The 21,684-nt window shown below is 73.4% G+C and carries 19 protein-coding genes and 1 riboswitch; of the genes, 6 read left to right on the top strand and 13 right to left on the bottom strand.

What is annotated here, in order from left to right:
* The first annotated feature begins 303 nt into the window (after positions 1-303).
* Positions 304-490: riboswitch (cyclic di-AMP (ydaO/yuaA leader) on the top strand.
* A 5-nt stretch (positions 491-495) separates the two neighbouring features.
* Entirely contained in the window at positions 496-1,419 is a 924-nt protein-coding gene (locus ABEA93_RS35500; protein WP_345680051.1) for an NlpC/P60 family protein, read from the top strand.
* A gap of 143 nt (positions 1,420-1,562) precedes the next feature.
* Here the strand turns inward: ABEA93_RS35500 and ABEA93_RS35495 are convergent, their stop codons facing one another.
* A complete protein-coding gene (locus tag ABEA93_RS35495; protein WP_345680050.1) occupies positions 1,563-3,728 on the bottom strand; it encodes a hypothetical protein in 2,166 nt (721 codons plus the stop codon).
* Positions 3,729-4,081: 353 nt separating this feature from the next.
* Here ABEA93_RS35495 and ABEA93_RS35490 point away from each other — a divergent pair, with 353 nt between their 5' ends.
* Positions 4,082-4,858 carry a VOC family protein gene (locus ABEA93_RS35490; protein ID WP_345680049.1) on the top strand — a complete coding sequence of 259 codons (777 nt, stop codon included), beginning with the start codon at positions 4,082-4,084 and terminating at the stop codon, positions 4,856-4,858.
* Positions 4,859-4,885: 27 nt separating this feature from the next.
* On the opposite strand, the gene ABEA93_RS35485 is transcribed toward ABEA93_RS35490, so the two are convergent.
* Both ABEA93_RS35485 and ABEA93_RS35480 read right to left on the bottom strand, forming a co-directional pair.
* Positions 4,886-5,413, bottom strand: a complete 528-nt coding sequence (locus ABEA93_RS35485) for a VOC family protein (protein ID WP_345680048.1) — start codon at positions 5,411-5,413, stop codon at positions 4,886-4,888.
* 57 nt (positions 5,414-5,470) lie between these two features.
* Positions 5,471-6,001: an inorganic diphosphatase gene (locus ABEA93_RS35480; protein ID WP_345680047.1), complete on the bottom strand. Its 531-nt coding sequence runs from the start codon at positions 5,999-6,001 to the stop codon at positions 5,471-5,473.
* Positions 6,002-6,240: 239 nt separating this feature from the next.
* Here ABEA93_RS35480 and ABEA93_RS35475 point away from each other — a divergent pair, with 239 nt between their 5' ends.
* Positions 6,241-7,032: an enoyl-CoA hydratase/isomerase family protein gene (locus ABEA93_RS35475; protein WP_345680046.1), complete on the top strand. Its 792-nt coding sequence runs from the start codon at positions 6,241-6,243 to the stop codon at positions 7,030-7,032.
* Between the two features lie 59 nt (positions 7,033-7,091).
* Here the strand turns inward: ABEA93_RS35475 and ABEA93_RS35470 are convergent, their stop codons facing one another.
* The gene (locus tag ABEA93_RS35470; protein ID WP_345680045.1) at positions 7,092-8,108 is read right to left on the bottom strand and encodes a GlxA family transcriptional regulator; all 1,017 of its coding nucleotides are present in this window, start codon (positions 8,106-8,108) and stop codon (positions 7,092-7,094) included.
* Between the two features lie 113 nt (positions 8,109-8,221).
* On the opposite strand from ABEA93_RS35470, the gene ABEA93_RS35465 reads away from it, so the two are divergent.
* Positions 8,222-9,160: an NADP-dependent oxidoreductase gene (locus ABEA93_RS35465; RefSeq protein WP_345680059.1), complete on the top strand. Its 939-nt coding sequence runs from the start codon at positions 8,222-8,224 to the stop codon at positions 9,158-9,160.
* Between the two features lie 27 nt (positions 9,161-9,187).
* Here the strand turns inward: ABEA93_RS35465 and ABEA93_RS35460 are convergent, their stop codons facing one another.
* Both ABEA93_RS35460 and ABEA93_RS35455 read right to left on the bottom strand, forming a co-directional pair.
* On the bottom strand, positions 9,188-10,630 hold the full coding sequence (locus ABEA93_RS35460; protein WP_345680044.1) for a hypothetical protein: 1,443 nt from the start codon (positions 10,628-10,630) through the stop codon (positions 9,188-9,190).
* Positions 10,631-10,786: 156 nt separating this feature from the next.
* Positions 10,787-11,635 carry an SDR family NAD(P)-dependent oxidoreductase gene (locus ABEA93_RS35455; protein WP_345680043.1) on the bottom strand — a complete coding sequence of 283 codons (849 nt, stop codon included), beginning with the start codon at positions 11,633-11,635 and terminating at the stop codon, positions 10,787-10,789.
* 148 nt (positions 11,636-11,783) lie between these two features.
* On the opposite strand from ABEA93_RS35455, the gene ABEA93_RS35450 reads away from it, so the two are divergent.
* Complete coding sequence (locus tag ABEA93_RS35450) at positions 11,784-12,668, top strand: LysR family transcriptional regulator (RefSeq protein WP_345680042.1); 885 nt, start codon at positions 11,784-11,786, stop codon at positions 12,666-12,668.
* A 40-nt stretch (positions 12,669-12,708) separates the two neighbouring features.
* Here ABEA93_RS35450 and ABEA93_RS35445 read toward each other — a convergent pair whose 3' ends face one another.
* The 5 genes from ABEA93_RS35445 to idi all read right to left on the bottom strand — a co-directional run bounded on the left by ABEA93_RS35445 (position 12,709) and on the right by idi (position 18,476).
* On the bottom strand, positions 12,709-14,247 hold the full coding sequence (locus ABEA93_RS35445) for an AMP-binding protein (RefSeq protein WP_345680041.1): 1,539 nt from the start codon (positions 14,245-14,247) through the stop codon (positions 12,709-12,711).
* A gap of 88 nt (positions 14,248-14,335) precedes the next feature.
* Positions 14,336-15,505 (bottom strand): acyl-CoA dehydrogenase family protein, encoded by a 1,170-nt coding sequence (locus ABEA93_RS35440; RefSeq protein WP_345680040.1) that lies wholly within the window; start codon positions 15,503-15,505, stop codon positions 14,336-14,338.
* Positions 15,506-15,584: 79 nt separating this feature from the next.
* Positions 15,585-16,598 carry a hypothetical protein gene (locus ABEA93_RS35435; RefSeq protein ID WP_345680039.1) on the bottom strand — a complete coding sequence of 338 codons (1,014 nt, stop codon included), beginning with the start codon at positions 16,596-16,598 and terminating at the stop codon, positions 15,585-15,587.
* Positions 16,599-16,780: 182 nt separating this feature from the next.
* A complete protein-coding gene (locus ABEA93_RS35430; protein ID WP_345680038.1) occupies positions 16,781-17,710 on the bottom strand; it encodes a M56 family metallopeptidase in 930 nt (309 codons plus the stop codon).
* A 199-nt stretch (positions 17,711-17,909) separates the two neighbouring features.
* On the bottom strand, positions 17,910-18,476 hold the full coding sequence (idi, locus tag ABEA93_RS35425; RefSeq protein ID WP_345680037.1) for an isopentenyl-diphosphate Delta-isomerase: 567 nt from the start codon (positions 18,474-18,476) through the stop codon (positions 17,910-17,912).
* 208 nt (positions 18,477-18,684) lie between these two features.
* On the opposite strand from idi, the gene ABEA93_RS35420 reads away from it, so the two are divergent.
* Positions 18,685-20,397 carry an N-acyl-D-amino-acid deacylase family protein gene (locus tag ABEA93_RS35420; protein ID WP_345680036.1) on the top strand — a complete coding sequence of 571 codons (1,713 nt, stop codon included), beginning with the start codon at positions 18,685-18,687 and terminating at the stop codon, positions 20,395-20,397.
* 156 nt (positions 20,398-20,553) lie between these two features.
* On the opposite strand, the gene ABEA93_RS35415 is transcribed toward ABEA93_RS35420, so the two are convergent.
* Together ABEA93_RS35415 and ABEA93_RS35410 are read right to left on the bottom strand one after the other, a co-directional pair.
* Positions 20,554-21,084 (bottom strand): chaplin, encoded by a 531-nt coding sequence (locus ABEA93_RS35415; protein ID WP_345680035.1) that lies wholly within the window; start codon positions 21,082-21,084, stop codon positions 20,554-20,556.
* Positions 21,085-21,301: 217 nt separating this feature from the next.
* Positions 21,302-21,655 (bottom strand): chorismate mutase, encoded by a 354-nt coding sequence (locus tag ABEA93_RS35410; RefSeq protein ID WP_345680034.1) that lies wholly within the window; start codon positions 21,653-21,655, stop codon positions 21,302-21,304.
* Positions 21,656-21,684: the final 29 nt, after the last annotated feature.

The raw sequence follows: 21,684 nt of genomic DNA, 5'->3' as shown, positions 1-21,684 counted from the left end.
CCCGGGTAGGCAAATTCGGACAATAACGGACGTGTACGGATTCGCCCCCTCGGGCTGTTCCGGCGAATTCCGATCATTTTGCGTGACCGGACCACCACGCTCACGCTCCGCAGTATCCGCATGTCACACCCCGGTCTTCGATATGTCGACCTGACGACAAGACGTTTTGACGCGATCTTTATCCCGCCTCCGGGGCGCCTTGCCGAGTTGTGGCGGCCGGTCCGACCTGGCTAGCGTCCGGGACCGGTTTCGCCGCCCAGGCGGAATCCACCCGGCCGGTACGCCGAATCCCGTCCCCGGCCGCGGTGCTCGGTGCCCAGCACGTCCGGACGGGAGCGGGGGAACCAACGTGATGCGCCGTACCCGGCTCGCCGGGTGCGGCTTGGGGTGAAGCCGTGCCCGTTTCCGGACCTGGTCCGGAGGACGCGCACGGCCGGGCCGCTCCGGCCCGAATCCGACAGCTCACCTCGCAGGCGGCAGGAGAGGAACGACTTCATGCTGTCTGCCCACAGCCTCCGGCGGGTCCTGGCCGCCGCGGGAATCGCCGGCCTCGGTGCCGCCCTTCCCGTCGTCAACGCCGGTGCCGCGCACGCCGCCCCCGAGCTTCCCCGCAGCGTCCCCGCGATGGCGCAGCCGTCCGTCGAGGACACCGCGGCCGCCCCCGCGCCGGCCGCCGCCCCGACGGCCGACACCACCGCCACGTACACCGTGGTCGGCGGCGACACGCTGTCCCAGATCGCCTTCGCGCACCGCATCGACGGTGGCTGGCCGGCCCTCTACGAGCTGAACCGCGACCAGCTCGCCAAGGGCGCGGACTGGATCGACATCGGCCAGGTCCTCAAGCTCGCCGGCTCCGCCGCCGCGCCGACCAAGGCCCCGGCCGCCCCGCTGACCGAGGACCCGGCTCCGGCCGCGCCGAAGACCACCACCCAGAAGAGCACCGCGAAGTCGGACGCGACCGCGCAGACCAAGACGCTGTCGGCCAAGCCGCAGAGCAGCTCCGCGAAGGCGTCGACGCTGACCGAGGACACCTCGTCCTCGTCCTCGTCCTCGTCGTCTTCGTCGACGTCGAGCAAGGCCGCGACCGCCATCGCGTTCGCCAAGGCGCAGCTCGGCAAGCCGTACGTGTACGGCGCCGAGGGCCCGGACGCGTACGACTGCTCGGGTCTCGTCCAGGCCGCGTACAAGGCCGCGGGCGTCTCGCTGCCGCGCGTCACCAACGACCAGTTCGCGGCGGGCCGCAAGGTCTCGACGTCGGACCTGCAGCCGGGCGACCTGGTGTTCTACTACTCGGGCATCAGCCACGTCGGCATCTACATCGGCAACGGCCAGATCATCCACGCGCCGAACTCGCGCACCGTGGTCAAGATCGCCTCGGTCGACTCCATGCCGATCGCCGGGGCGACCCGCCCCGCATGATCTGAGGGTTCTTCCACCGACCGCCCCGCGCGGGGTCCGACGGCTCGCACTTACTCAGCGGGCGAGCCGTCGTCCCGCGCGGGGCTTCGGCGGTTCTCACGGGCGGCGGGGTCGGGGAACCGCACGCGGGCGAGACGGCGCCGCTACCCGGCACTCCCTCGGACCGCCTCGCCGTCCGGCGCCTTGGCGGTCAGGTCCACCGCCCCGGGTGCGCCGCCTGCGGGCAAGGGCGTGGCGAGCACCGTGCCGTCCGCGGAGGCCTTGAGTGCGCCTGTCGCGTCGATGTGCGTGATCCCGCGGCTTGCCGCGGCCAGGAAATAGCGCTGGCCGGACGGGGCCTGCCACCGCCGCCCGGCCACGATGCGCTGGCCGAAGCGGCTGCACAGGGCCGTGTCGTCGGCGCGGCTCAGCGGCTCCGGCGCGGCCTTGCCCGGGCCGCGGAAGACCACGGCGGTGGAGCCGGGGCCCCGCCACGTGTCGGCGCGGACGCACTCCCACGTCGCGCGGCCCGCCGACTCGGGGAGGGTCTGCTCGGCGAAGTCCCAGACGTCGACCGCGCGGATCCCCCGTCCGCGCATCTCCCCCAGCCCGCACGCGTTCGCCGCCCAGCTCGTCAGCGCGGCCGGGCTCAGCGCCTCGCGGGGCGCGCGGGCCGGGTTGTCGGGGCCCGGCAGCGGGTTGTACGTCAGGTGCACCGGGCTCAGATCGCCCAGGTCGCCGACCAGGAACGCGTGCCGTTCGGCGATGCGGTCCGACGAGCGGAGCTGCAGCACCGGCCAGGACCGGCACGCGGTCTGCGCCTCGGGCAGGCCTTGCGTGCCCGTGGTCGGCACGGGGACGGGTTCGGTCGCGCCGTCCGCGGCGACCCGCAGCGGCCGGGGTTCGCCGTCCGGGCGCAGCAGGTCGCGGAGTCCCGCGGAGGCGACCCACGGCGCGAGCAGGTAGCGGACCCGGTCGGCCGACCGGGTGAGCACGAGAGCCGCGGCGGTGGTGACGTCGGCGTCGTCCACGAGGGCGAACTGCAGGGACGCGACGCGGTCCGCGGTTTCGGCGTAGCGCACGACGCGTTGGCCGTCGAACAGCATCACGACGGCCTCGATGCCGTCACCGCTGTCCACGTCGCCCGCGTACAGCAGCCGCGGGTCGGCGGGAGGCAGCGCCGCGGTGGTGCCGGGCGCCAGCGCGGGAAGCGGTCCGTTCCGGGTCCCCGGGGCCGCCGCCGCGCGCCAGGCGTCGAGGGCGCGGGCGAGCAGCGGGCGATCGGCGATCCGGGTGCCGCGGGCGGACCATGCGGTGAAGTCGACCCGGGAGGTGTCGGCCCAGGCCTCGGGCGCGGCCCGGATCAGCCGCTCGGGGACCAGGTAGTCGACCGCCGATCCCCGGACAGCCGCGGGCGCGACGGTGTCCTCGCCGCCGCTGCCGCCTCCCCCGTCGACCAGACCCACCGTCAGGGCCGCGACGCACGCGGCCGCGGCGGCGAGGGCGGTCACCCGGACCCGGCGCCTGCGCCGCAGCAAGTCGGTCGGATAGGCACGCACTTGGCAGGGGTCGAACTCCGGTGAGGCGAGCAGAACTTCGGCATCGACGTCGAAATCCGCCGCGATCCGCTCCGCCGCGGCCAGTGCCGCCGCGGTGTCGTCCGCGCCCGCGTCGTCGAGCACGTCCGCGGCGCCGTCGGCGTCCAGCCCGTCGAGGCAGCACAGCGCGAACGCCGCGCGGGTCGCAGGGTCCGTGTCGGACAGGGCGTTGAGCAACGGCAGTTCGTCTTCGTCCGCCAGTCCCGGAGTGAGCCGCAGCCCCCACACCCCGGGCAGCCCGGGGCGGCGCGGCCCCCGGCCGGGGAACGGCCGCGGCCACCACTCCGACCGCCGCGACTCGGCCAGCGCCGCGGCCACCACCCGCGCACGGACCCATCCGAACGCGAACCCGTCGGCGGGGTCCGCGGTGGCCGCCGCGCCGCCTGCTCCCCCCCGCGCGGCGCTCACCCGCCGGAAGTCCCCCGCCCCGTCGCGCCGATCAGGCTGCCCCGGCCCCCGCTCCGGCAGGCTTCCCGGCACTCCCCGCCCGTCCCGCACACGAGCCCACCACGCCGCCAACCCCCCGCCCGGCAACGCCCGCTGGACAAGCCGGTGCGCGGCGACCACCCGCCCGTGGCGGCCGAGCGCGGGCGGCAGGATGACGTAGGCCAGGCGCACCAATTGCGGATACCGGGCTATCAGGACGGCTTCGGCGTCCCGCAGATCGGCGGTCGGCCGGAGGGCCAGGACGGGCGGCGGTTTGCGGATGGGCATAGGCAGGTCGACCCCCACGGCGGACGGCGTATGCCCGGCAAACGAGTGAAACCCGCCCCGGTCACTGCCCCGCCGACACCGCCCGCGACGCCAGCCCGCACCAACCATTTGCCGCCACCGCAACGACAGCACGCACAGCCCCAGACGCTTGACGCGTCCCGCTCGCGCAGCCCGTCATCTTCGGACGCCAGTTCGATACCATCCTCAAACTCCCCCGCATTCGAACGAAAGTTCGTGGACAATAAGCGACACTTTGCCCGCGATCAGCCGCCTTGTCGGTTCGCGGTGCGAAACTGTGCGCGTTCAGGGCCTCACTCCGTGCCCGCACTCCGCAGGCCCGGATCGGCCCGCCGCTGCGAAGGAGTACCGCCATGCTCGGCACCGCATTCGTCAAGGGCTCGCCCTGCTGGATCGACCTGGGGAGTCCGAACATCCGCGCCGCCGCCTCGTTCTACGGGGAGGTCTTCGGCTGGACGTTCGAGGACTTCGGTCCGGAGGCCGGCGGCTACGGCTTCCTCAAGAACCACGACCGGTCCATCGGCGCGATCGGCGGTCTGGACGAGGGCGCGATGTCCGCATGGACCGCCTACTTCGCCGCACCCGACGTCGACGCCGTCACCAAGGACGTGCAGTCGCACGGCGGTTCGGTACGCGCCGAGCCGTTCGACGTGATGGACGCCGGCCGCATGTCGCAGGTCTCCGACCCGCAAGGCGCCGGGTTCGCCCTCTGGCAGGCGGGCAGCCACGCCGGGTTCGACACCGCGAGCCAGGTCGGCGAGCTGCTCTGGGTGGAGCTGCACACGCCCGACCCCGACGCCGCGTTCGGTTTCTACCGCGACCTCTTCGGCTGGCGCTCGCAGAAGATGGACGCCCCGGGCATGACGTACACGGTCGTGTCGACCTCGCAGGGCGACATCGAGGACGCGTCGTTCGGCGGCATCGCGCCGGACGACCAGCAGGGCCCCCGCTGGGTGCCCTACTTCCACGTCGCGGACCCGGACGCCACCGCGGCCCGCGTCCAGGCCTCCGGCGGCATGGTGCTGATGCCCGCCGCCGACGTGCCGGACGTGGGCCGCATCGCCTGGTTCGCGGACCCCGCGGGCGCGGTGTTCGCCGTCCTCAAGCCCGACCCGCGCCAGGGCTCCTGAGCGGTACCCGGCCCGTCGGCCGCGGCCTCACTCCCCGGCCGCGGCCGGCACCGACACCCCGATGCCGCCCCGGGTCTGCCCGCCGTAGCGCTCCTTCTCGGCGCGCAGGTCCAGCGGCCGCACCGGCGCCGCGCGGGCCGCGGTCAGCACGTCCTCGGTGATCAGGTCGAGCGGCAGCAGCCAGCAGATCTCCATCTCCAGGCCGTCCGGGTCCTGCGCGTACAGCGACTTGGTGGTGCCGTGGTTGCTCGCGCCCACCAGCGCGCCCGCATCCGCGAGGACGCGGGCGAGCCGCTCCAGCTCGTCCAGCGTGTCGACCTCCCACGCCAGGTGGTACATGCCGACGGTGCCCTGGCCCGCGCCGGACGGCCGGGCCTGGTCGCCGATCTGGAACAGCCCCAGATCGTGGTCGTTGGTGCTCCCGGGCGCCTGGAGGAACGCCGCGCCCGGGAACGCCATCACGGTGCGGAATCCGAGCAGCTCGGAGTAGAACGCGACACTGCGGTCCACGTCGCGGACGTACAGCACCGCATGGTTGAGACGAGTGACCGGCATGACGTGCTCCTCGGACTCCGGCGAACCGGATGCTTTCCCGGTTCCTCTCCTCCGACCCTACGCGCCGCGCACGGTCCGGCCGCGCCCCTCGTAGGGCAGCAGCCACTCCGCGTGCTCGGCGCGCTCCAGGGCCGCGGTGACCTCCTTCTCGGCGTCGTCCCGCGCGGCCCAGTGCGAGCCGTCGACGGACTTGCCGGGTTCCAAGTCCTTGTAGACCTCGAAGAAGTGCGCGATTTCGTTGAGTTGGTACGCGGGCACGTCCGCGATGCCGCGCTTCCCCACATGCCTGGGGTCGCCCGCGGGCACGCACAGGATCTTCTCGTCCGGCCCCTTCTCGTCCCGCATGACGTACATGCCGAGCGCCCTGCACCGCACCCGGCAGCCCGGGAAGGTCGGTTCGTCCAGCATCACGAGGGCGTCGAGCGGGTCGCCGTCGCCGCCGAGCGAATCGGCGATGAAGCCGTAGTCGGTCGGATAGGCGGTGGAGGTGAACAGCATGCGGTCGAGCCTGATGCGGCCGGTGTGCGGGTCCATCTCGTACTTGTTCCGACTGCCTGCCGGAATCTCCACGACGACGTCGAACTCCACGACAGCTCCTCCCTCATACGACCGTGCGCTACAGACGGCATTACAGAGGTGCGAATCGGCGCAGTCCGGGACCTTCCCCAGTGACCACCTCGTTACGCACGTGTGAACCACCCGAATGGAGCCGGAAACGGCCCCGCACAGCCCCCTCCGCGGATCACTTGACTCGGTCAAGAAAGAAAGGTTTCCTGTCCACCGACAGCCGAACGGCACGATCCCCCGACACGTGAAGAGGGCCGCGCATGATCCGCATCGAGGACACCGACCGCGTCCGCGTCCTGACGCTGGACCGACCCGACGCCCTCAACGCGTTCAACGAGGCGCTCTACGACGCCACCTGCGAAGCGCTGGCCGACGCCGCCGCGGACCCGGCCGTCGCGGTCGTGGTGATCACCGGCGCGGGGCGCGCGTTCTCCGCGGGCACCGACCTGATCGAGATGGCGCAGCGCAATTCCGGCGCGTTCACCGCCGGCAAGCACGGTTTCCCCGGCATGGTCGACCAGCTGGCGGCCTTCCCGAAGCCGCTGTTCCTCGCGGTCAACGGGCTCGGGCTGGGCATCGGCGCGACCATGCTCGGGTTCGCCGACCTGGTGTTCATGTCCACCGAGGCGCGGATCAAGTGCCCGTTCACGTCGCTCGGCGTGGCCCCCGAGGCGGCGAGCAGCGTGACGTTCCCGGCGCTGCTGGGCCGCCAGCAGGCCGCGTGGGTGCTGCTCAGCTCGGAGTGGATCGGTGCCGCCGAGTGCGTCGACATGGGTCTGGCGTTCAAGGCGGTGGCGCCGGACGACCTGCTCGACGAGACACTCCGGCACGCGAAGGTGCTCGCGTCGAAGTCGATCGCCTCGCTCGTCGAGTCGAAGAAGGTCCTCCTGGCCGGCCTCGGCGACCGCCTCGCCCAGGCGCGGGCGCGCGAGGACGAGGCGTTCCGGCTCCTGCTCGGCGGCCCCGCCAACCGCGAGGCCCTGACGGCGTTCGCGGAACGCCGCGACCCGGACTTCGCGGCGGTCGACGCGCGGGCGGCGGCGGAAGGCTGAGACCGGCCGAGGCGGCGGGCCCCTGAGGGCGGCCCGCCCGGTCGGGGCCGGGTGCCCGCTCAGGCGCGGAAGGTCCGCCGGTACGCCCCCGGCGAGACGCCGACCGCGGCGTGCAGATGCTGCCGCAGCGACACGTCCGTGCCGAATCCCGCACGTTCCGCGATCCGGGCCACGGACAGGTCGCTGCTCTCCAGCAACTCCCGTGCCAGATCGACTCGTTGGCGGGCGATCCACTGGCCGGGGCTCTGCCCGACCTCGGCTCGGAACCGGCGGGTGAACGTGCGGCGGCTCATGCCCGCGTGCCGGGCGAGGTCTTCGAGCCGGAGCGGTTCGTGGAGCCGGTCCAGCGCCCACGCCCGGGTCGCGGCCGTCCCCGCGTCGGAGGCGGGCGGGACGGGGCGTTCGACGTACTGCGCCTGCCCGCCCTCGCGCTGCGGCGGCACGACGCAGCGGCGTGCCACGAGGTTGGCGACGGCGCTGCCGTGGTCGACCCGGATCAGGTGCATGATCAGGTCGATCCCGGACGCCGCGCCCGCCGACGTCAGCACCTCGCCCGCATCCACGTACAGCACGTCCGGGGTCACGGTGACCTGCGGGAACAGCTGCCCGAGGCGGTCCGCGTGCCGCCAGTGCGTGGTGGCGGGGCGGCCGTCGAGCAGTCCGGCGGCGGCCAGCACGTAGGTGGCGATGCAGATGGACACGATGCGCGTCCCGGCCGGGATGTGCTCCAGCGCGCGGGCCAGCGGCGCGGACAGGGCGGCGCCGTCGACGATCTCCGCGAACTCCTCGGATGCCGGGATGACCACCGTGCCCGCGGTCGCGAGCATGCGCGCGTCGTGCGGGACGGTGATCGCGAAGTCGGCCGCGGTGCGCACCGGCCCCCCGTCGAGCGAACACGTCACGACGTCGTAGAGCGGCCGGTCCGCGGCGTCCGTGGCGGCGCCGAAGAGCCGCGACGCGAGGCTCAGCTCGAACGGGATCACGCCGTCGACGGCGAGGACGGCCACCCGGTGCGGAACCGGTGCGGCATCCGAGGCCGCCGGTTCCGGAACGTGCGGGGCAGTGACGAGAGCCATGGCCCGATCCTTGCACATCATGACCTTCGGGCCACTGTTTCCCCTGGTCGCATCCCGGACATGCTGGGCCGGTGAACGACACGACCACGACCGAGAACCAGCCGGAGGCCACCATGAAGGCGATCAGCCAGGACACGTACGGCGGTCCGGAGGTCCTCCGCGAGACCGACCTGCCCCGTCCGGTGCCCGGCCCGTCCGAAGTCCTCGTGCGGGTGCACGCCGCGGGCATGAACCCGACGGACTGGAAGCACCGGCAGTTCCCCGGCTTCCTCGGGCGGCTCCCGCTGGTGCTCGGCTGGGACGTGTCGGGGGTCGTCGAGGAGGTCGGCGTCGGGGTGACGCTGCACGAGCCGGGCGACGAGGTGTTCGGCATGCTGCCGTACCCGTTCGGCGTCGGCGCGTTCGCCGAGTACGTCGTCGCCCCCGCGCGCGCCTTGGCCGCCAAGCCGAAGAGCCTCGACCACACGCACGCGGCGGCCGTGCCGCTGGCCGCGCTGACCGCGTGGCAGGCGCTCGTCGACACCGCCGGCATCGGCCCGGGCGACCGGGTGCTGGTGCACGCCGCCGCGGGTGGGGTCGGGCACTTCGCGGTGCAGATCGCGAAGGCACGCGGCGCGTACGTCATCGGCACCGCGAGTGCGCCGAAGCACGACGTGGTCCGCGCGCTCGGCGCGGACGAGATGATCGACTACCGCACCGACGACTTCACCGCGATCGAACCCGTCGACGTCGTGCTCGACGCACTCGGCGGCGACACCGCCGCCCGGTCGCTGCGTGTGCTCAAGCCCGGCGGGCAGCTCGTGTCGATCGCCTTGCGCCAGCTGCCGGACGACCTGGCCGAGCACGTCGCCCAGGCGGCCCCGGGCATCCGGGTGCGGCCGATCCTCGTCGAGGCCGACCAGGAGGGCATGCGCACGCTCGGCGAGATGGTCGACGCCGGCACCCTGCGTCCGCTGGTGGAGGCCGTGTTCCCGCTCGCCGAGGCGGCCAAGGGGCACGCACTCGGCGACACGGGCCGGGTGACCGGGAAGGTCGTCCTGACTGTCGGCTAGGTCGTATCCGTCGCATGCCGCGGGGGATCACGGGTTCCGGTATTCGCGAAGCCGCGGCCGGATCCCCCGCCACGTCGCCAGGGCCAGCGCCACCGCGGCTGCCGAGCCGAGCCAACGCCAAGCGCCCAGGTCGCGTTCGCCGGTGTCCGAGGCGGCGGTCATGTGGGTGCGGTTGATGGCGACGACGGCGTCGAGGTCGCTCTGCAACCGCTCGTAGGCCCAGTTCGAGTTGCCCGCGCGGTGGCTGGTGTTGAAGTCCACGGCGCCGCGGAAGTCGGCGGACGCCATGCCGCGCATCTTGGTATCGAAGGCCTGGTAGGTGGCGTTCGCCTCGTACGCGGTCCGTGCGGCTTCGCGTTCGCCGTCGAAGGTGATGTTGTCCAGCTCGCGCGTGAAATGCATGGTCAGCAGGCGGGTGGTGTCGGCGTACCGGTCCGCGTACTGCCGGGCGTTGGCGGCGTCGACCAGCCAGCGGCTCTCGTCGCCGTTCGCGTCCGCGACCAGCGCCTTGGTGCGGGTCAGCGCGAGGACCGAGTCGAACGCGTCGTGTTTGGCGACGTCGAGTTCGTCGCGGGCGTCGAACGCCGCGCCCGCGCCGATCGCGACCACGCACATCGCGGCCACCGTCACGGCCGCCAGGATCGGGTTGAACACCCGGTGCGTGCGCCGGAACAGGAAGACCTGGCCGCCGATCAGCAGCAGGACCAGCAGGATTCCGACGGCGAGGGCCAACCCCGCGTACAGCGCGGTCCCGTCGCGCCCGTCCTGGTAGCCGCGAGTCACCGAGGCGGCGTCGGCGTCGAGCAACGCGTCCGCCGAGGGCAGGAGTCCGTTGTGCATCATGTCGGTCGCCCGGCGCAGATTCGGCAAGGCCGGCGAGGGGTCTTGCAGGCGCCGGGCGTCGTCCTGGGCGTCGGCGTAGGTGATCTGCCCGGCGAGGTTGTCGTAGGCGCCGAGGCCGTCGACGAGCCTGCCGACCGTGTCGCGGGCGGCGGCACCGGACGCGTTCGCGGCCGAGGCCCGCAGTGCCTCGGCGACGGCGGTCCGGGCGTTCCGGTACGCCGTCTGAGCGTCCGCCCGCGTGTAGCCGAGGCCGGTTTCGTCGCCGACCAGGACGATGTTGGCGAGTTCCGCATCCATCGACGCGAGCCCCAGGTACAGGTTGTTCGCGGCCACCACCTGCGGCCCGGCGCCCTGCCCGACGACCCGCAGCCCGTCGTCCGCCGCGACCACGGCACGCGTCAGCAACGCCGCGAACCCGGCGGCGAGCACCGCGACGGCGATGCCGTAGAGCCGCAGGAGTGTGGGCGTGGAGGTGAGCCGGAGGCCCCGGTGGCGCGGCTGCGGCGCCTTGCCGTGCGGGGCCGTTGCGCGGCGCGGCCGCCACGGGCGCTCCGGGAAGTCGGCCGGGCGGTCCGGGGCTCGGCCGGACGGACGCGGGGGTGCGCCGACCGTGCCGACGGTGCCCACGGTGCCGACGCTCCGTGCAAACGTGGGAGCCGTATAACCGCTGCTCCCGGAGTTCCCCGTTGATCCCTGCATGAGGGGGACGGTAGGAACCCGCGTGAGGGGGAGGCAGAGCCGCTGCGGGATCCTGACGCGGGGAGCCGCTTTCCTGACGAATCCTTAACGGGTACAAGGCTGTTGCCGCTCCCCCGCGAACGGCACCACCGTCCCGCCCCGGATCAGCTCCCCGTGCGGCTCCCCCGCTCCCGCGGGCGGCAGCGCTGCGCGAAGAATCCTTTCCGCGGCCTGCCCCCATGCCGTGTCGGCCGCCGAAGACGAGAGACCCGCGACGTCCGGCACGTCCGGGTCGACGGCGTTGACGAGCACGTCACGCCGTTCGCCGCCCACGTCCTGCCCCCACGCCGCCGCCCGCACCGCCGCCACCTGTCCCACGTGCGAGGCCACTTCGATCCACGCGGGCCAGCCCTCCGCGACCGCCGTCCCGGCTTCGACCGCCGCCACGTACGCGTCCATCACCGCGTCCACTTCGGCCGCCCCCGCACCCGCGAACCGGTCGCGCAGCCGCAGCGGCAGATGCTCCAGGGAGCCGAACGCCCCGGTGACCGCCACCGCCCGCCCGCCGTCCCGAAGCACCGGCAGGAACGCGGCGAGCACGCGGGCGAGGCCGTGGTTGTTGGCCTCGACGTAGTCCCGGACCTGCGCGGCGATCGGGGCGTCGAAGCCGATCTGCGCCCCGGGGACGGCCACCAGGATGTCGATGCCGCCGTGGCGCGCGGCCAGTTCCGCGGCCAGGTGCCGGGCCTGCGCCGGGTCCCGGACGTCCAGCGGCTCCCAGCGGACCGGGCGGCCCGCGGCGCGCAGGTCGCGGGCGGCTTCGGCGCCGCGGACCGGGTCGGTGCCCGTCAGGTACACCACCGCCCCCGGCCTCGTGCCCAGCGCCCGGGCGACCGCGCGGGCGAGTCCTCCGGTCCCCCCGGTCACCACGGCGGTCGGTGCGGTCGTCGGCATGGCGGTCTCGATTCGTTCGCGCGGGTGGGGTGGCTCCACGATCGTCCCGTCCGGCCGCGGGAACAACGGTCAACCCGGCAATGCTTGTTAATCCACGGGTTACCGAACGCCGCGGCCGGCCGCGGCACGAACCGAAGGGCGCACAGGCGTGGAACTGCGCGACATCGAGATCTTCCTGACGCTGGCCGACGAACTCCATTTCGGGCGTACCGCGGACAAGCTGCTCGTTTCCCGGGCCCGCGTGAGCCAGGCCATCAAGCTCCAGGAACGCCGCATCGGGGCACCGCTGTTCGAGAGAACCAGCAGAAGCGTCGCGCTGACCCCGATAGGCGCGCAGCTACGCGAGGACCTCGACGCCGGCTACCGGCGCATCCACGAGGGCCTGGAGCGGGCCGCGGCCGCAGCGCGCGGGCTGACGGGCGTTCTGCGGCTCGGCGTGATGGACGCGATGCTGCACGAAATCCACGCGGTCACCGACCTGTTCCGCGAGCGCCACCCGGAATGCGAGCTGAGCATCCGCGAGGCCGTGTTCGGCGACCCGTTCGGGCCGCTGCGGGCCGGCACCGTGGACGTGCAGCTGGTGTGGCTGCCGGTCGAGGAGCCGGATCTCACCGTGGGCCCGGTCGTGATGGTCGAGCCGATGGTGCTCGCGGTGTCGGCGAAGCACCCGCTGGCGCAGCGGGAGTCGGTGTCGTTGGAGGACATCGCGGACGGGCCGGTCTTCCGCATGCTCGGCAACGCACCCGCCTACTGGGAGGAGGCGATCAACCCGCGGGTCACTCCCGGCGGGCGGCCGATCCGGCGCGGGCCCGCGGTGACGACGGCCACCGAGACGCTCGCGCACGTGGGCGCGGGGCTGGGCATGTCGCCGGTGCCGGAGCACGCGCCGCGGTACTTCTCCCGGCCGGACATCGCGTATGTGCCGCTGACCGACGCGCCGCTGATCCGCTGGGCGCTGGTGTGGCGGACGGCGGGCGACAGTCCGCTGGTGCGGGCGTTCACGCGGGCGGCGGCGGACGCGGCCGCCGGCTGACCCGGCGGCGGGGGCCGGTCAGCCCGGCCCCCGCCCCGGCCTACGCGTAGCGTTCCTTGAGGTCCTTCTTCAGCACCTTCCCGGCCGGGTTCCGCGGCAGCACCTCGACGATCTCCAGGCGTTCGGGCAGCTTCTGCACCATGAGGCCCTGCTCGCGCAGGAACTGCCCGAGCGTGTCGAGCGCGGGCGGCGCGGCCGGGTCGGCGGGCACGACGATCGCGCAGGCGCGTTCGCCGGTGGCCTCGTCGGGCAGGCCGACCACCGCGACCTCGGCGACGGCCGGGTGGGCGCTGAGCAGGTCTTCGATCTCCTTGGCGCTGATCGTCTCGCCCTTGCGGATGATCACGTCCTTGAGGCGGCCGGTGATGTAGATGTTGCCCGCGTCGTCGATGCGGCCGAGGTCGCCGGTGCGGAACCAGCCGTCCTCGTCGAACGCGTCCGCGTCCAGGGCGGCGTCGAGGTAGCCGAGCATGAGCTGCGGGCCCTTGGCGCGCAGTTCGCCTTCGCCGCCGGGGGCGGCGTCGGTGCCGTCCGGGGCGACGACGCGCACGCGCACCCCGGTGTTGGGGCGGCCTTCGGCGGCGCCCAGTGCCTCGTCCGGGTCGTGGACGCCCGCCATGCTGAGGATCGGGGCCTCGGTCAGCCCCCATCCGGCGACGATGCCCGCACCGCCGATCTCGTTCTTCACCTGGAGGTGCAGGCCCGGCGGCTTCGGCGCGGCACCGCCCGGGAAGCAGCGCACGTCGGGGAAGAGCCTGCGGCTCGGGTCCCGGCGCTGCGCGGCCAGGTAGGTCTGGTGGAAGACCGTGCCCGCACCCGCCAGCGTGACGCCTTCGCGGCGCAGCAGTTCGACGGTCTCGACCGGGTCGAAGGCTTCCGTGAGGATCATCGCGACGCCGAACACGACGGACGAGGTCAGCCACGTCGTGCAGCCGCCGATGTGCGCGAAGGGGAACACCAGGCCGACCCGGTCGCCGGGCACGCACTCGATGCGCTCGGACATGCCGACCCCGGCGGCCATCACGGTCGCGTCGGTGTGCCGGGCGCCCTTCGGGTCGGCGGTGGTGCCGGAGGTGTAGAAGTACCAGCGCACGGGTGCGTCTTCGGGCTTGGCGGGGACCGGCGGGGGCGGCGGCAGCTTCGCCGGGTCGCCGGACGGCAGGTCGCCGTCCACGACCAGCACGTCGAGGCCGCCGGGCGCCTTCGCGGCCACCGCGGCGGCCATCGCCGGGTAGTCGAAGCCGCGCCACACCGGCGGCACGATCAGCAGGCGGCTGCCCGCCTGGCCGGTGACGAAGGAGAGTTCGCGCTCCCGGTAGATCGGCATCACCGGGTTCTGCACCGCGCCCAGCCGGGCCAGCGCGCCGACCACGACGACCGACTCGACCCAGGTCGGGAGCTGCCAGGTCACCACCGTGCCCGCGGCGACGCCGTGGTCGGCCAGGTAGGCCGCGAACGACTCGGCGGCGTCGCGGTACTCGCCGTACGTCAGACGGCGGCCGCGTTCGTCGACCATCATCTCGGCGTCCGGGGTCGCTTCGGCACGCGCGGCGATCTCGGCCCAGAACCCGGTGTGCATACTGCCTCGCTCTCGACGGGACGACGGCGGATGCCCGTTTCTACCGCGTCCGGCGGCAACCCGCCACGGTGGGGGCGGGGATGGTCGGCTACGGCTTGCCGTCGCGGGCGAGGGCCTGCTTGGCGACGACGACCTGCTGGATCTGGCTGGTGCCCTCGTAGATGCGGAACAGCCGGGCGTCGCGGTAGAAGCGCTCGACCGCGACGCCGCGCACGTAGCCGACGCCGCCGTGCACCTGCACCGCGCGGTCGGCGACCCGGCCGACCATCTCGCTGCAGAAGTACTTGGCGGCGGACGGAGCCATGCGGACGTCCTCGCGCCGGTCGTACTGTCCGGCGGCGGCTTCGATCGTGGCGCGGCCCGCGTACACGTCGGTCTGCGAGTCCGCGATCAGGCCCTGCACGAGCTGGAACCCGGCGATGGGACGACCGGACTGGGTCCGCGACTTCGCGTACGCGACGGTCTCCTCCAGCAGCCGCTGCGCCATGCCCACGCACAGTGCGGCGATGTGCAGGCGGCCGTGCGCGAGGCAGCGCATGGCCGTGCGGTAGCCCTGGCCGAGCCCCGCGTCCCCGCCGATCAGCGCGCTGTCCGCGACCCGGACGCCGTCGAACACGACCTCGGCGGTCCACGCGCCGGCCTGGCCCATCTTGTGGTCGCGCGGCCCGACCGTGACGCCGGGGGTGCCCGCTTCGACCAGGAAGGCGGAGATGCCGTCGGCGCCGCGCCCGGGATGGCCGGCGTCGCGGGCGAAGACCATGAACACGTCGGCGATCGGCGCGTTGGTGATGAAGCGCTTGGTACCGTCGATCACCCAGCCGCCGCCGTCGCCGTCCGCCCGGCGGGCGGTGGTGCGCAGGTCGCCGGGGTCGGAGCCGGCCTCGGCCTCGGTGAGCGCGAACGACGCGGTCCATTCGCCGCTCGCCAGGCGCGGCAGGTAGCGCTTCTTCTGCTCGTCGGTCGCGCCTTCCATGAGGACGTGCCCGGCGATGCCGTTGTTCGTGCCGAACAGCGACCGGAACGCGGGCGTCGTCCAGCCCAACTCCTGCACGAGCGCCACTTCCTGGCGCATCGTCAGGCCGAGGCCGCCGTACTCCTCGGGGATGGCGAAGCCGTAGAGGCCCATCGCGGCCGCGGCATCGCGCAGCTCGGCGGGGACTTCGTCGGTCTCGTCGATGTGCGTTTCGAGGGGCACGACCTTGTCGCGGACGAAGCGGCGTACCGAGGCCACGATTTCTGCCACGTCGGAGTCGTCCACGCACTGCCTCCCGTTCGCCGACGGCTTCTCGCCGTTCCCGCAATCTCTCAAACTTTATAAGGAAAGAGTGCGGCGGTGGCTAGGCCGTGTCCGGTGGATATTCGCCGGACACGGCCTGGCGCCAAGCGGTGATGTCCCCGGCCACGTGTTCCAGGTCGGCGAGTTGAGTGGGGTCGTAGCCGACCACGACGACGTGGGATTCGCCGGCGGCGACCGCGCGGCGGACGTCCTCGAGGTGGTCTTCGATGCCGACCTGGGGTCCGTCCGGCGTCCAGCACACCACCGGCACCGAAATGCCGCGGGAGGCGGCTTCGGCCACCGCCTCGCGTGTCGCGTCGTCCGGTGCGCTGCCGTCGACGAGCGCGACCGCGGGCAGTCCGGGCTCCGCGGCGCGTCGCGCGAACACCGCCCGCGCGGCGAACCCGGGCTGCGGCTCGGACGGCAGCTCGACGCTGTGCGGGCGCAGCGTGGGGAAGGTACGGGCGAGGAAGAAGCCCGCGGTGCCGGCGTCGGCGGCGACCATGCCGCGTTCGCCGAGCAGGAGGGCGTATTGGCGGGTGATGAGCGTGGGCGCCAACGGCGGCTTGGCGCCGCCCCACGCCTTCTGCACCACGGCCGCGAGGCGGTCGCGCAGCGGGGCCTCGGTGGTCTCCGGGCCCTCGCGGTCGGCGCAGCGCACCGCGAGGATCTCCAGATCGGCGACCGGGCAGTCGGCCAGCGGCAACCCGTCGGGGAGCACGGGCTGCTCGCCGTCGGCGAGGCCGGTGGTGACGATCAGGTCGTAGGACTCCAGCTCGCACAGCTCCAGGTCGCGGGCCTGCAAGCCGATCGTGCCCAGGTGGTAGTCGCTGTCCCACGGCAGCACGCCCTTGGCGCGCCATGTGTTGTAGACGCCGATCCGCGCCTCCGCGGCCAATGCCCGCAGCCCGGGATCCGCGCCGGACACCACCACCCCGGACCCGGCCACGATGAGCGGCCGCCGCGCCCCGAGCACCTTGTCGGTGAGATCCGCCAGGGTCAGCGCCTCCGGCGCGATGTCCCGCGGCGTCCGCCAATGCCGCACCCGCGCCCGCCACGGATGTTCCCGCACCATGCCCAGCCACCTCCGCGCATCCGCCCCGACCCCAAGACCTACCGGAAGGAGCGGCAATGCACCACCGAGATGGGGTGGGAAGCCGGACGGGACCGTGCGTGACAGCGCTCCCGACCCCGCGACAACCACCACTCGCCCGCCGAGCGCGCCCGGCTTCGCGGAGCCGCCTCTGCCTCGTCGGACTACATGTACAAGAAGTGCGGCGACACCACGACGAGGGTCGGCACCACCACCGCCGCCGCCGTCAGCGCCCGGAGGCCGGCGACGGCGACCGGGGGCCTGGGGAGGCGCGGCTGGGGCGGGGCGAGTTCGAGGTCGGCCTGGCGTTGCAGGGGCCAGGCGAAGCACGGGCAGAACGGCCCGTTGGCCTGGCCGGGGCCCGACAGCTTGGCGAGCGCGCGGCGCAGGTTGGCGCGGGCGATCGGGCCGTGCACGTCGGCGTCGGCGCCCTTCTCGGCCAACGCGGCGCTGTGGTCGGCCCAGCGGGCGAAGAACGGGATGCGCGGGAAGGCCTCGGCCAGCGTCTCGGACGCCGTCATCCACAGCGCGTCGCGGCGGCGCAGGTGGCCGGACATGTGGGTGAGGACCGCGTTGAGTTCCTCGGGCTTGAGCAGGTCGAGCGCACGGGTGGTGACCTCGACGCGCGGCGGGCGCGACGGGAGCAGCACCAGGCGCGGCTGGGCGTCCTCGACGATCACCAGCCGCGGGTGGCCGCGTTCCACCTCGTCGAGGACCGGGCTGGTGCTCTCCAGCCGGTCGAGCTGTACGCGCAGGGCACGGCGGTAGTCGCGGACCACCGCGCCGCCGCGCCGCCAGCCGGCCGCGAGTCCGGCGAGGACGCCGCCGGCGACCGCGAGTTGCACGGACAGCGGCACCTTGACGAGGCCGATGTCCGGTGTGACGCCGATCGCGCGGGCGGGCGCGGTCCACAGGTCGGGCGTGAACACGGGGACGGCGAGCGCGAGGGACGCGACGGCGCCGACCACGGCCGCGCGCCAGCCCTGCTGGACGAGGCGGGGGCTGAATCCGGCCGCTTCGGCACGGTCCAGGACGAACGGCGCGGTGAGGAGGATTGCCGCCGCGAAAAGCGCCAGCACGTAACCGTGCATCACGTCGCCAGCCGCCTTCCGCCGTGGGGCCGATCCGGTCCGGTTCGGGCGCGGTACTGCGGGCATCCGGTGCGGACGCCGCCGTGGGGCCGTTCCCCAGGCGCCCTTTCTACCAAGGTTCGGGGCGTGAAGCCCAGGCCTTGAGTGCGTGTCCGGGCCCGCGAATTGGTCACATCGCGGGCCCGGTACGGCGTGGCCGGAGTCAGCCGCGCCGCAGGCCTTCGAGGGTGGGGCGGGCCGAGGCGAGGACGGTGCTCAGCCACGCGGTGTGGTCGTGCTCGGCGAGCCAGGCTTCCAGGCCGTCGAGGGGGACGTACACGACCTCGTGGACTTCGTCCGGGTTGAGGTCGGGAGCGCTGCCGACGCGGCCCACGAACAGGTGGTTGTACTCCTTCTCGACGAGGCCGGAGACCTCGTCGGTGACGTCGTACGTCACCGTGCCGGCCGGGGTCAACCCGGCGGCCTTGACGCCGAGTTCCTCGTCGACCCGGCGGGCCACCGCGTCCACCGGCGGCTCTCCCGGGTACGGGTGGCTGCAGCAGGTGTTCGACCAGCGGCCCGGCGAGTGGTACTTGGTGAGCGCACGGCGCTGCATGAGCACCGACCCGGCGTCCGGCCCGCCGGCCGGGCCCAGCAGGAAGACGGAGAACGCGCGGTGGAGTTGCCCCGGCGGCTGGTGTGCCGCCAGCTTCTCCGCGAGGCCGATGGTGTTGCCGTCGGCATCCACCAGCTCGACCATGACCTGGTCGGGCGAGGTTGCCTGCGTCATGCGTGCTCCCTAGCGTGCCGCTACCGTGCGTGCTCTCTTTGGTACTGCTCAGGGAACCCTACCCGGGCGACGTGGACGCCGGGCGAATACCGGGCGAGGACCACCCGTGCGGGGACTGTTCGGGGACCCGGACGCCATCGACTTCCCATCCTCGCGCTGCTTCACTGCCCCCAACGGTTAATGAACTCGCATCACACCGGGAGGCCCCATGCACGACCTGGTGATCCGCGGCGGCACGGTGGTGGACGGCACCGGCGCCCCCGCCCTTGCCGCCGACGTCGCCGTCGACGACGGCCGCATCACCGCCGTCGCCCCCGCCCTCGGCCCGGCGCGCCGGGACATCGATGCCGACGGCGCCCTCGTCACCCCCGGCTGGGTCGACATCCACACCCACTTCGACGGCCAGGTGACCTGGGACGACCTGCTCACCCCCGCCTGCTGGCACGGCGTCACCACCGTCGTCACCGGCAACTGCGGGGTCGGCTTCGCGCCCTGCCGCCCCGACGAGCGGCGCCGCCTGATCGAGCTGATGGAAGGCGTCGAGGACATCCCCGGCACGGCGCTGCACGAAGGCATGCGCTGGGGCTGGGAGTCGTTCCCCGAGTACCTGGACTTCCTCGCCGACCGCCGCCTCGTCATGGACGTCGGCACGCAGATCTCGCACGGCCCCCTCCGCACCTACGTGATGGGCGAGCGCGGCGCCCGCAACGAGCCCGCGACGCCCGACGACATCGCCGCCATGGCCGCGATCGTCCGCGAGGCGATGGACGCGGGCGCGCTGGGCTTCACGACGTCGCGCACGATCATGCACCGGGCGATCGACGGCGAACCCGTCCCGGGGACCTACGCCGCCGAGGACGAGCTGTTCGGCATCGGCGCCGCCCTCAAGGCGGCCGGCCACGGCGTCTTCGAGGTCGCCCCGGCGGGCGTGGCCGGCGAGGACGATCTGGCACCGTCCCGCGAGGTCGCCTGGATGCGCCGCCTGGCCGGGGCGATCGGCCGGCCGGTCGCGTACGGCATGACCCAGTCCAACGCATCCCCCGACCTCTACCGCGACCTCCTCGCCGAGACGCAGGCCGCCGCCGACGCGGGCGCCGAGGTGTGGATGCAGGTCGCCGGGCGCGCCACGGGCCTGCTGTTCAGCCTGGAGACGACGTTCCACCCGCTGCGCGGCCGCCCCACCTTCGACGCGCTGGCCGCTCTGCCGCTCACCGAACGGGTCGCGAAGCTCCGCCAGGCCGACGTCCGCGCCGCGATCCTCGCCGAACCCACCCCGCCGCGGTCGCTGCTGTCGTCGTTCGGCGACCGCATCGTGCCGATCGGCGACGAGGTGGACTACGAGCCGTCGTACGAGGACAGCCTCGTCGCCCGCGCCGACCGCGAGGGCCGCGCCCCCGACGCGGTGCTCTACGACCTCATGCTCGAGCGCGACGGCCGCCGCATGTTCATGATCCCGATCCTCAACTACGCGTCCGGCGACCTCGAACCCGTCCGCGAGATGCTCCTGCACCCGCGCTCGGTCTTCGGCCTCGGCGACGCGGGCGCGCACTGCGCGACCATCTGCGACGCCAGCATGACCACCACGATGCTCACCCACTGGGCGCGCGACCGCAGCCGCGGCGCCAAGCTCCCGCTGGAGCTGGCGGTGAAGAAGATGACCGCGGACACCGCCGCGCTGTACGGCCTCCGCGACCGCGGCGCGCTCCGCCCCGGCCTGCGCGCCGACCTCAACGTGATCGACCTGGACCGGCTGCGCGCCCACCCGCCGGAGGTGCTGTACGACCTGCCGGGCGACTGCCCGCGGCTGATCCAGCGCGCCGACGGCTACACCGCCACGGTGGTCGCGGGTGAGGTGACGTTCCGGGACGGCGAGCACACCGGTGCCCTGCCCGGCCGCCTGGTCCGCGGCGGCCGCGGCTAGGCACGGCACGACTCCGGAACGACTCCGGAACTGCTCCGGAACGACCACGAGGGCCTTTCCCGGCCGGCGCCGGGAAGGGCCCTCGTTCGCGTACCACTGCCTGTGCCTGCCTGGGCGGTCGGCCCCTGAGCATGGGCCGACCGGAAACTCCGGACGTCAGACGCGGGCGCCGTCGACCGCCACGCGGTCAAGCTCGATCTCGGGGCCGCAGGGGCACTCGTCTTCCTTCGGCGCACAGTCGTGCTTCGGCGACTCGTGGTGCGGCGGCGTCACCGGCGGGGTGGTGTGGTGCGGGGGCTCGTGGTGCGGCGGGGTGCTGGGGGGGCACGCCGGCGGCTCGTGCTTCGGCGGCTCGTGGTGCGGCGGGGTCACCGGCGGGCACGCCTCCGGCGGGTTGTGGTGCGGGGGCTCGTGGTGCGGCGGCGTCATCGGCGGCGCCACCGGGCCCTCGGCGTTGATGCAGGTGTTGCCGACGGCGGGGTTGAGCGCACCGATGACGTTCACGGTGTTGCCGCAGACGTTGACCGGGACGTGCACCGGAACCTGGATCAGGTTGCCCGAAAGCACACCGGGCGAGTCCACAGCGGCGCCGTTCGCCCCGGCGGACGCGTACGCCGTCCCGCCCATGGCGAAGATGCCGCCGACCATGGCGGCGGCCACCACGGTCTTCTTGGCCAGCTCGTTCACTGATGTTTCCCATCGTTCGAATGACGGTGGAGCCTCGGCTCCACCGCCATCAACGCGCGAACACGCGGCCAGGCAACGGGAAGATCACCAATTCGCCCGTATGCGCGACAACGCCCGGGGTGACCGTTTATGACGTGTCGTCAGTTGACCGGACGACAGCGGCGGCCGCCCTCGGGAAGACCGGGGACGACCGCCGTCGGGGCGTTCGGAGGCGCGCTCAGTCGCGCGGAATCGACGTGTGGTGGTGGATGACCTCGGCGATGAGGAAGTTCAGGAACTTCTCCGCGAAGTCCGGGTCGAGCTTGGCGTTGGTGGCCAGCGCGCGCAGGCGCTGGATCTGCACGGCCTCGCGCCCGGGGTCGGCGGGGGGCAGGTCGTGCGTCGCCTTGAGGATGCCGACCCGCTTCGTGCACTTGAAGCGCTCGGCGAGGAGGTGGACCAGGGCGGCGTCGATGTTGTCGATGCTGTCCCGGAGATCCTGCAGTTCGGCGGGGATCGCGGCGGGCGCGGCCTGCGCCGCGGCGTCGCGGGGCGCGTCCCCGGGCTGCTGTGCGGTGGTTCGGTCGGCCATGGCGCGCCACCCTACCGGGGGACGGACCG

The sequence above is a fragment of the Yinghuangia aomiensis genome (genome assembly GCF_039542225.1).
GTDB classification, from domain to species: domain Bacteria; phylum Actinomycetota; class Actinomycetes; order Streptomycetales; family Streptomycetaceae; genus Yinghuangia; species Yinghuangia aomiensis.
This window is presented reverse-complemented; position numbering and strand designations above follow the sequence as displayed.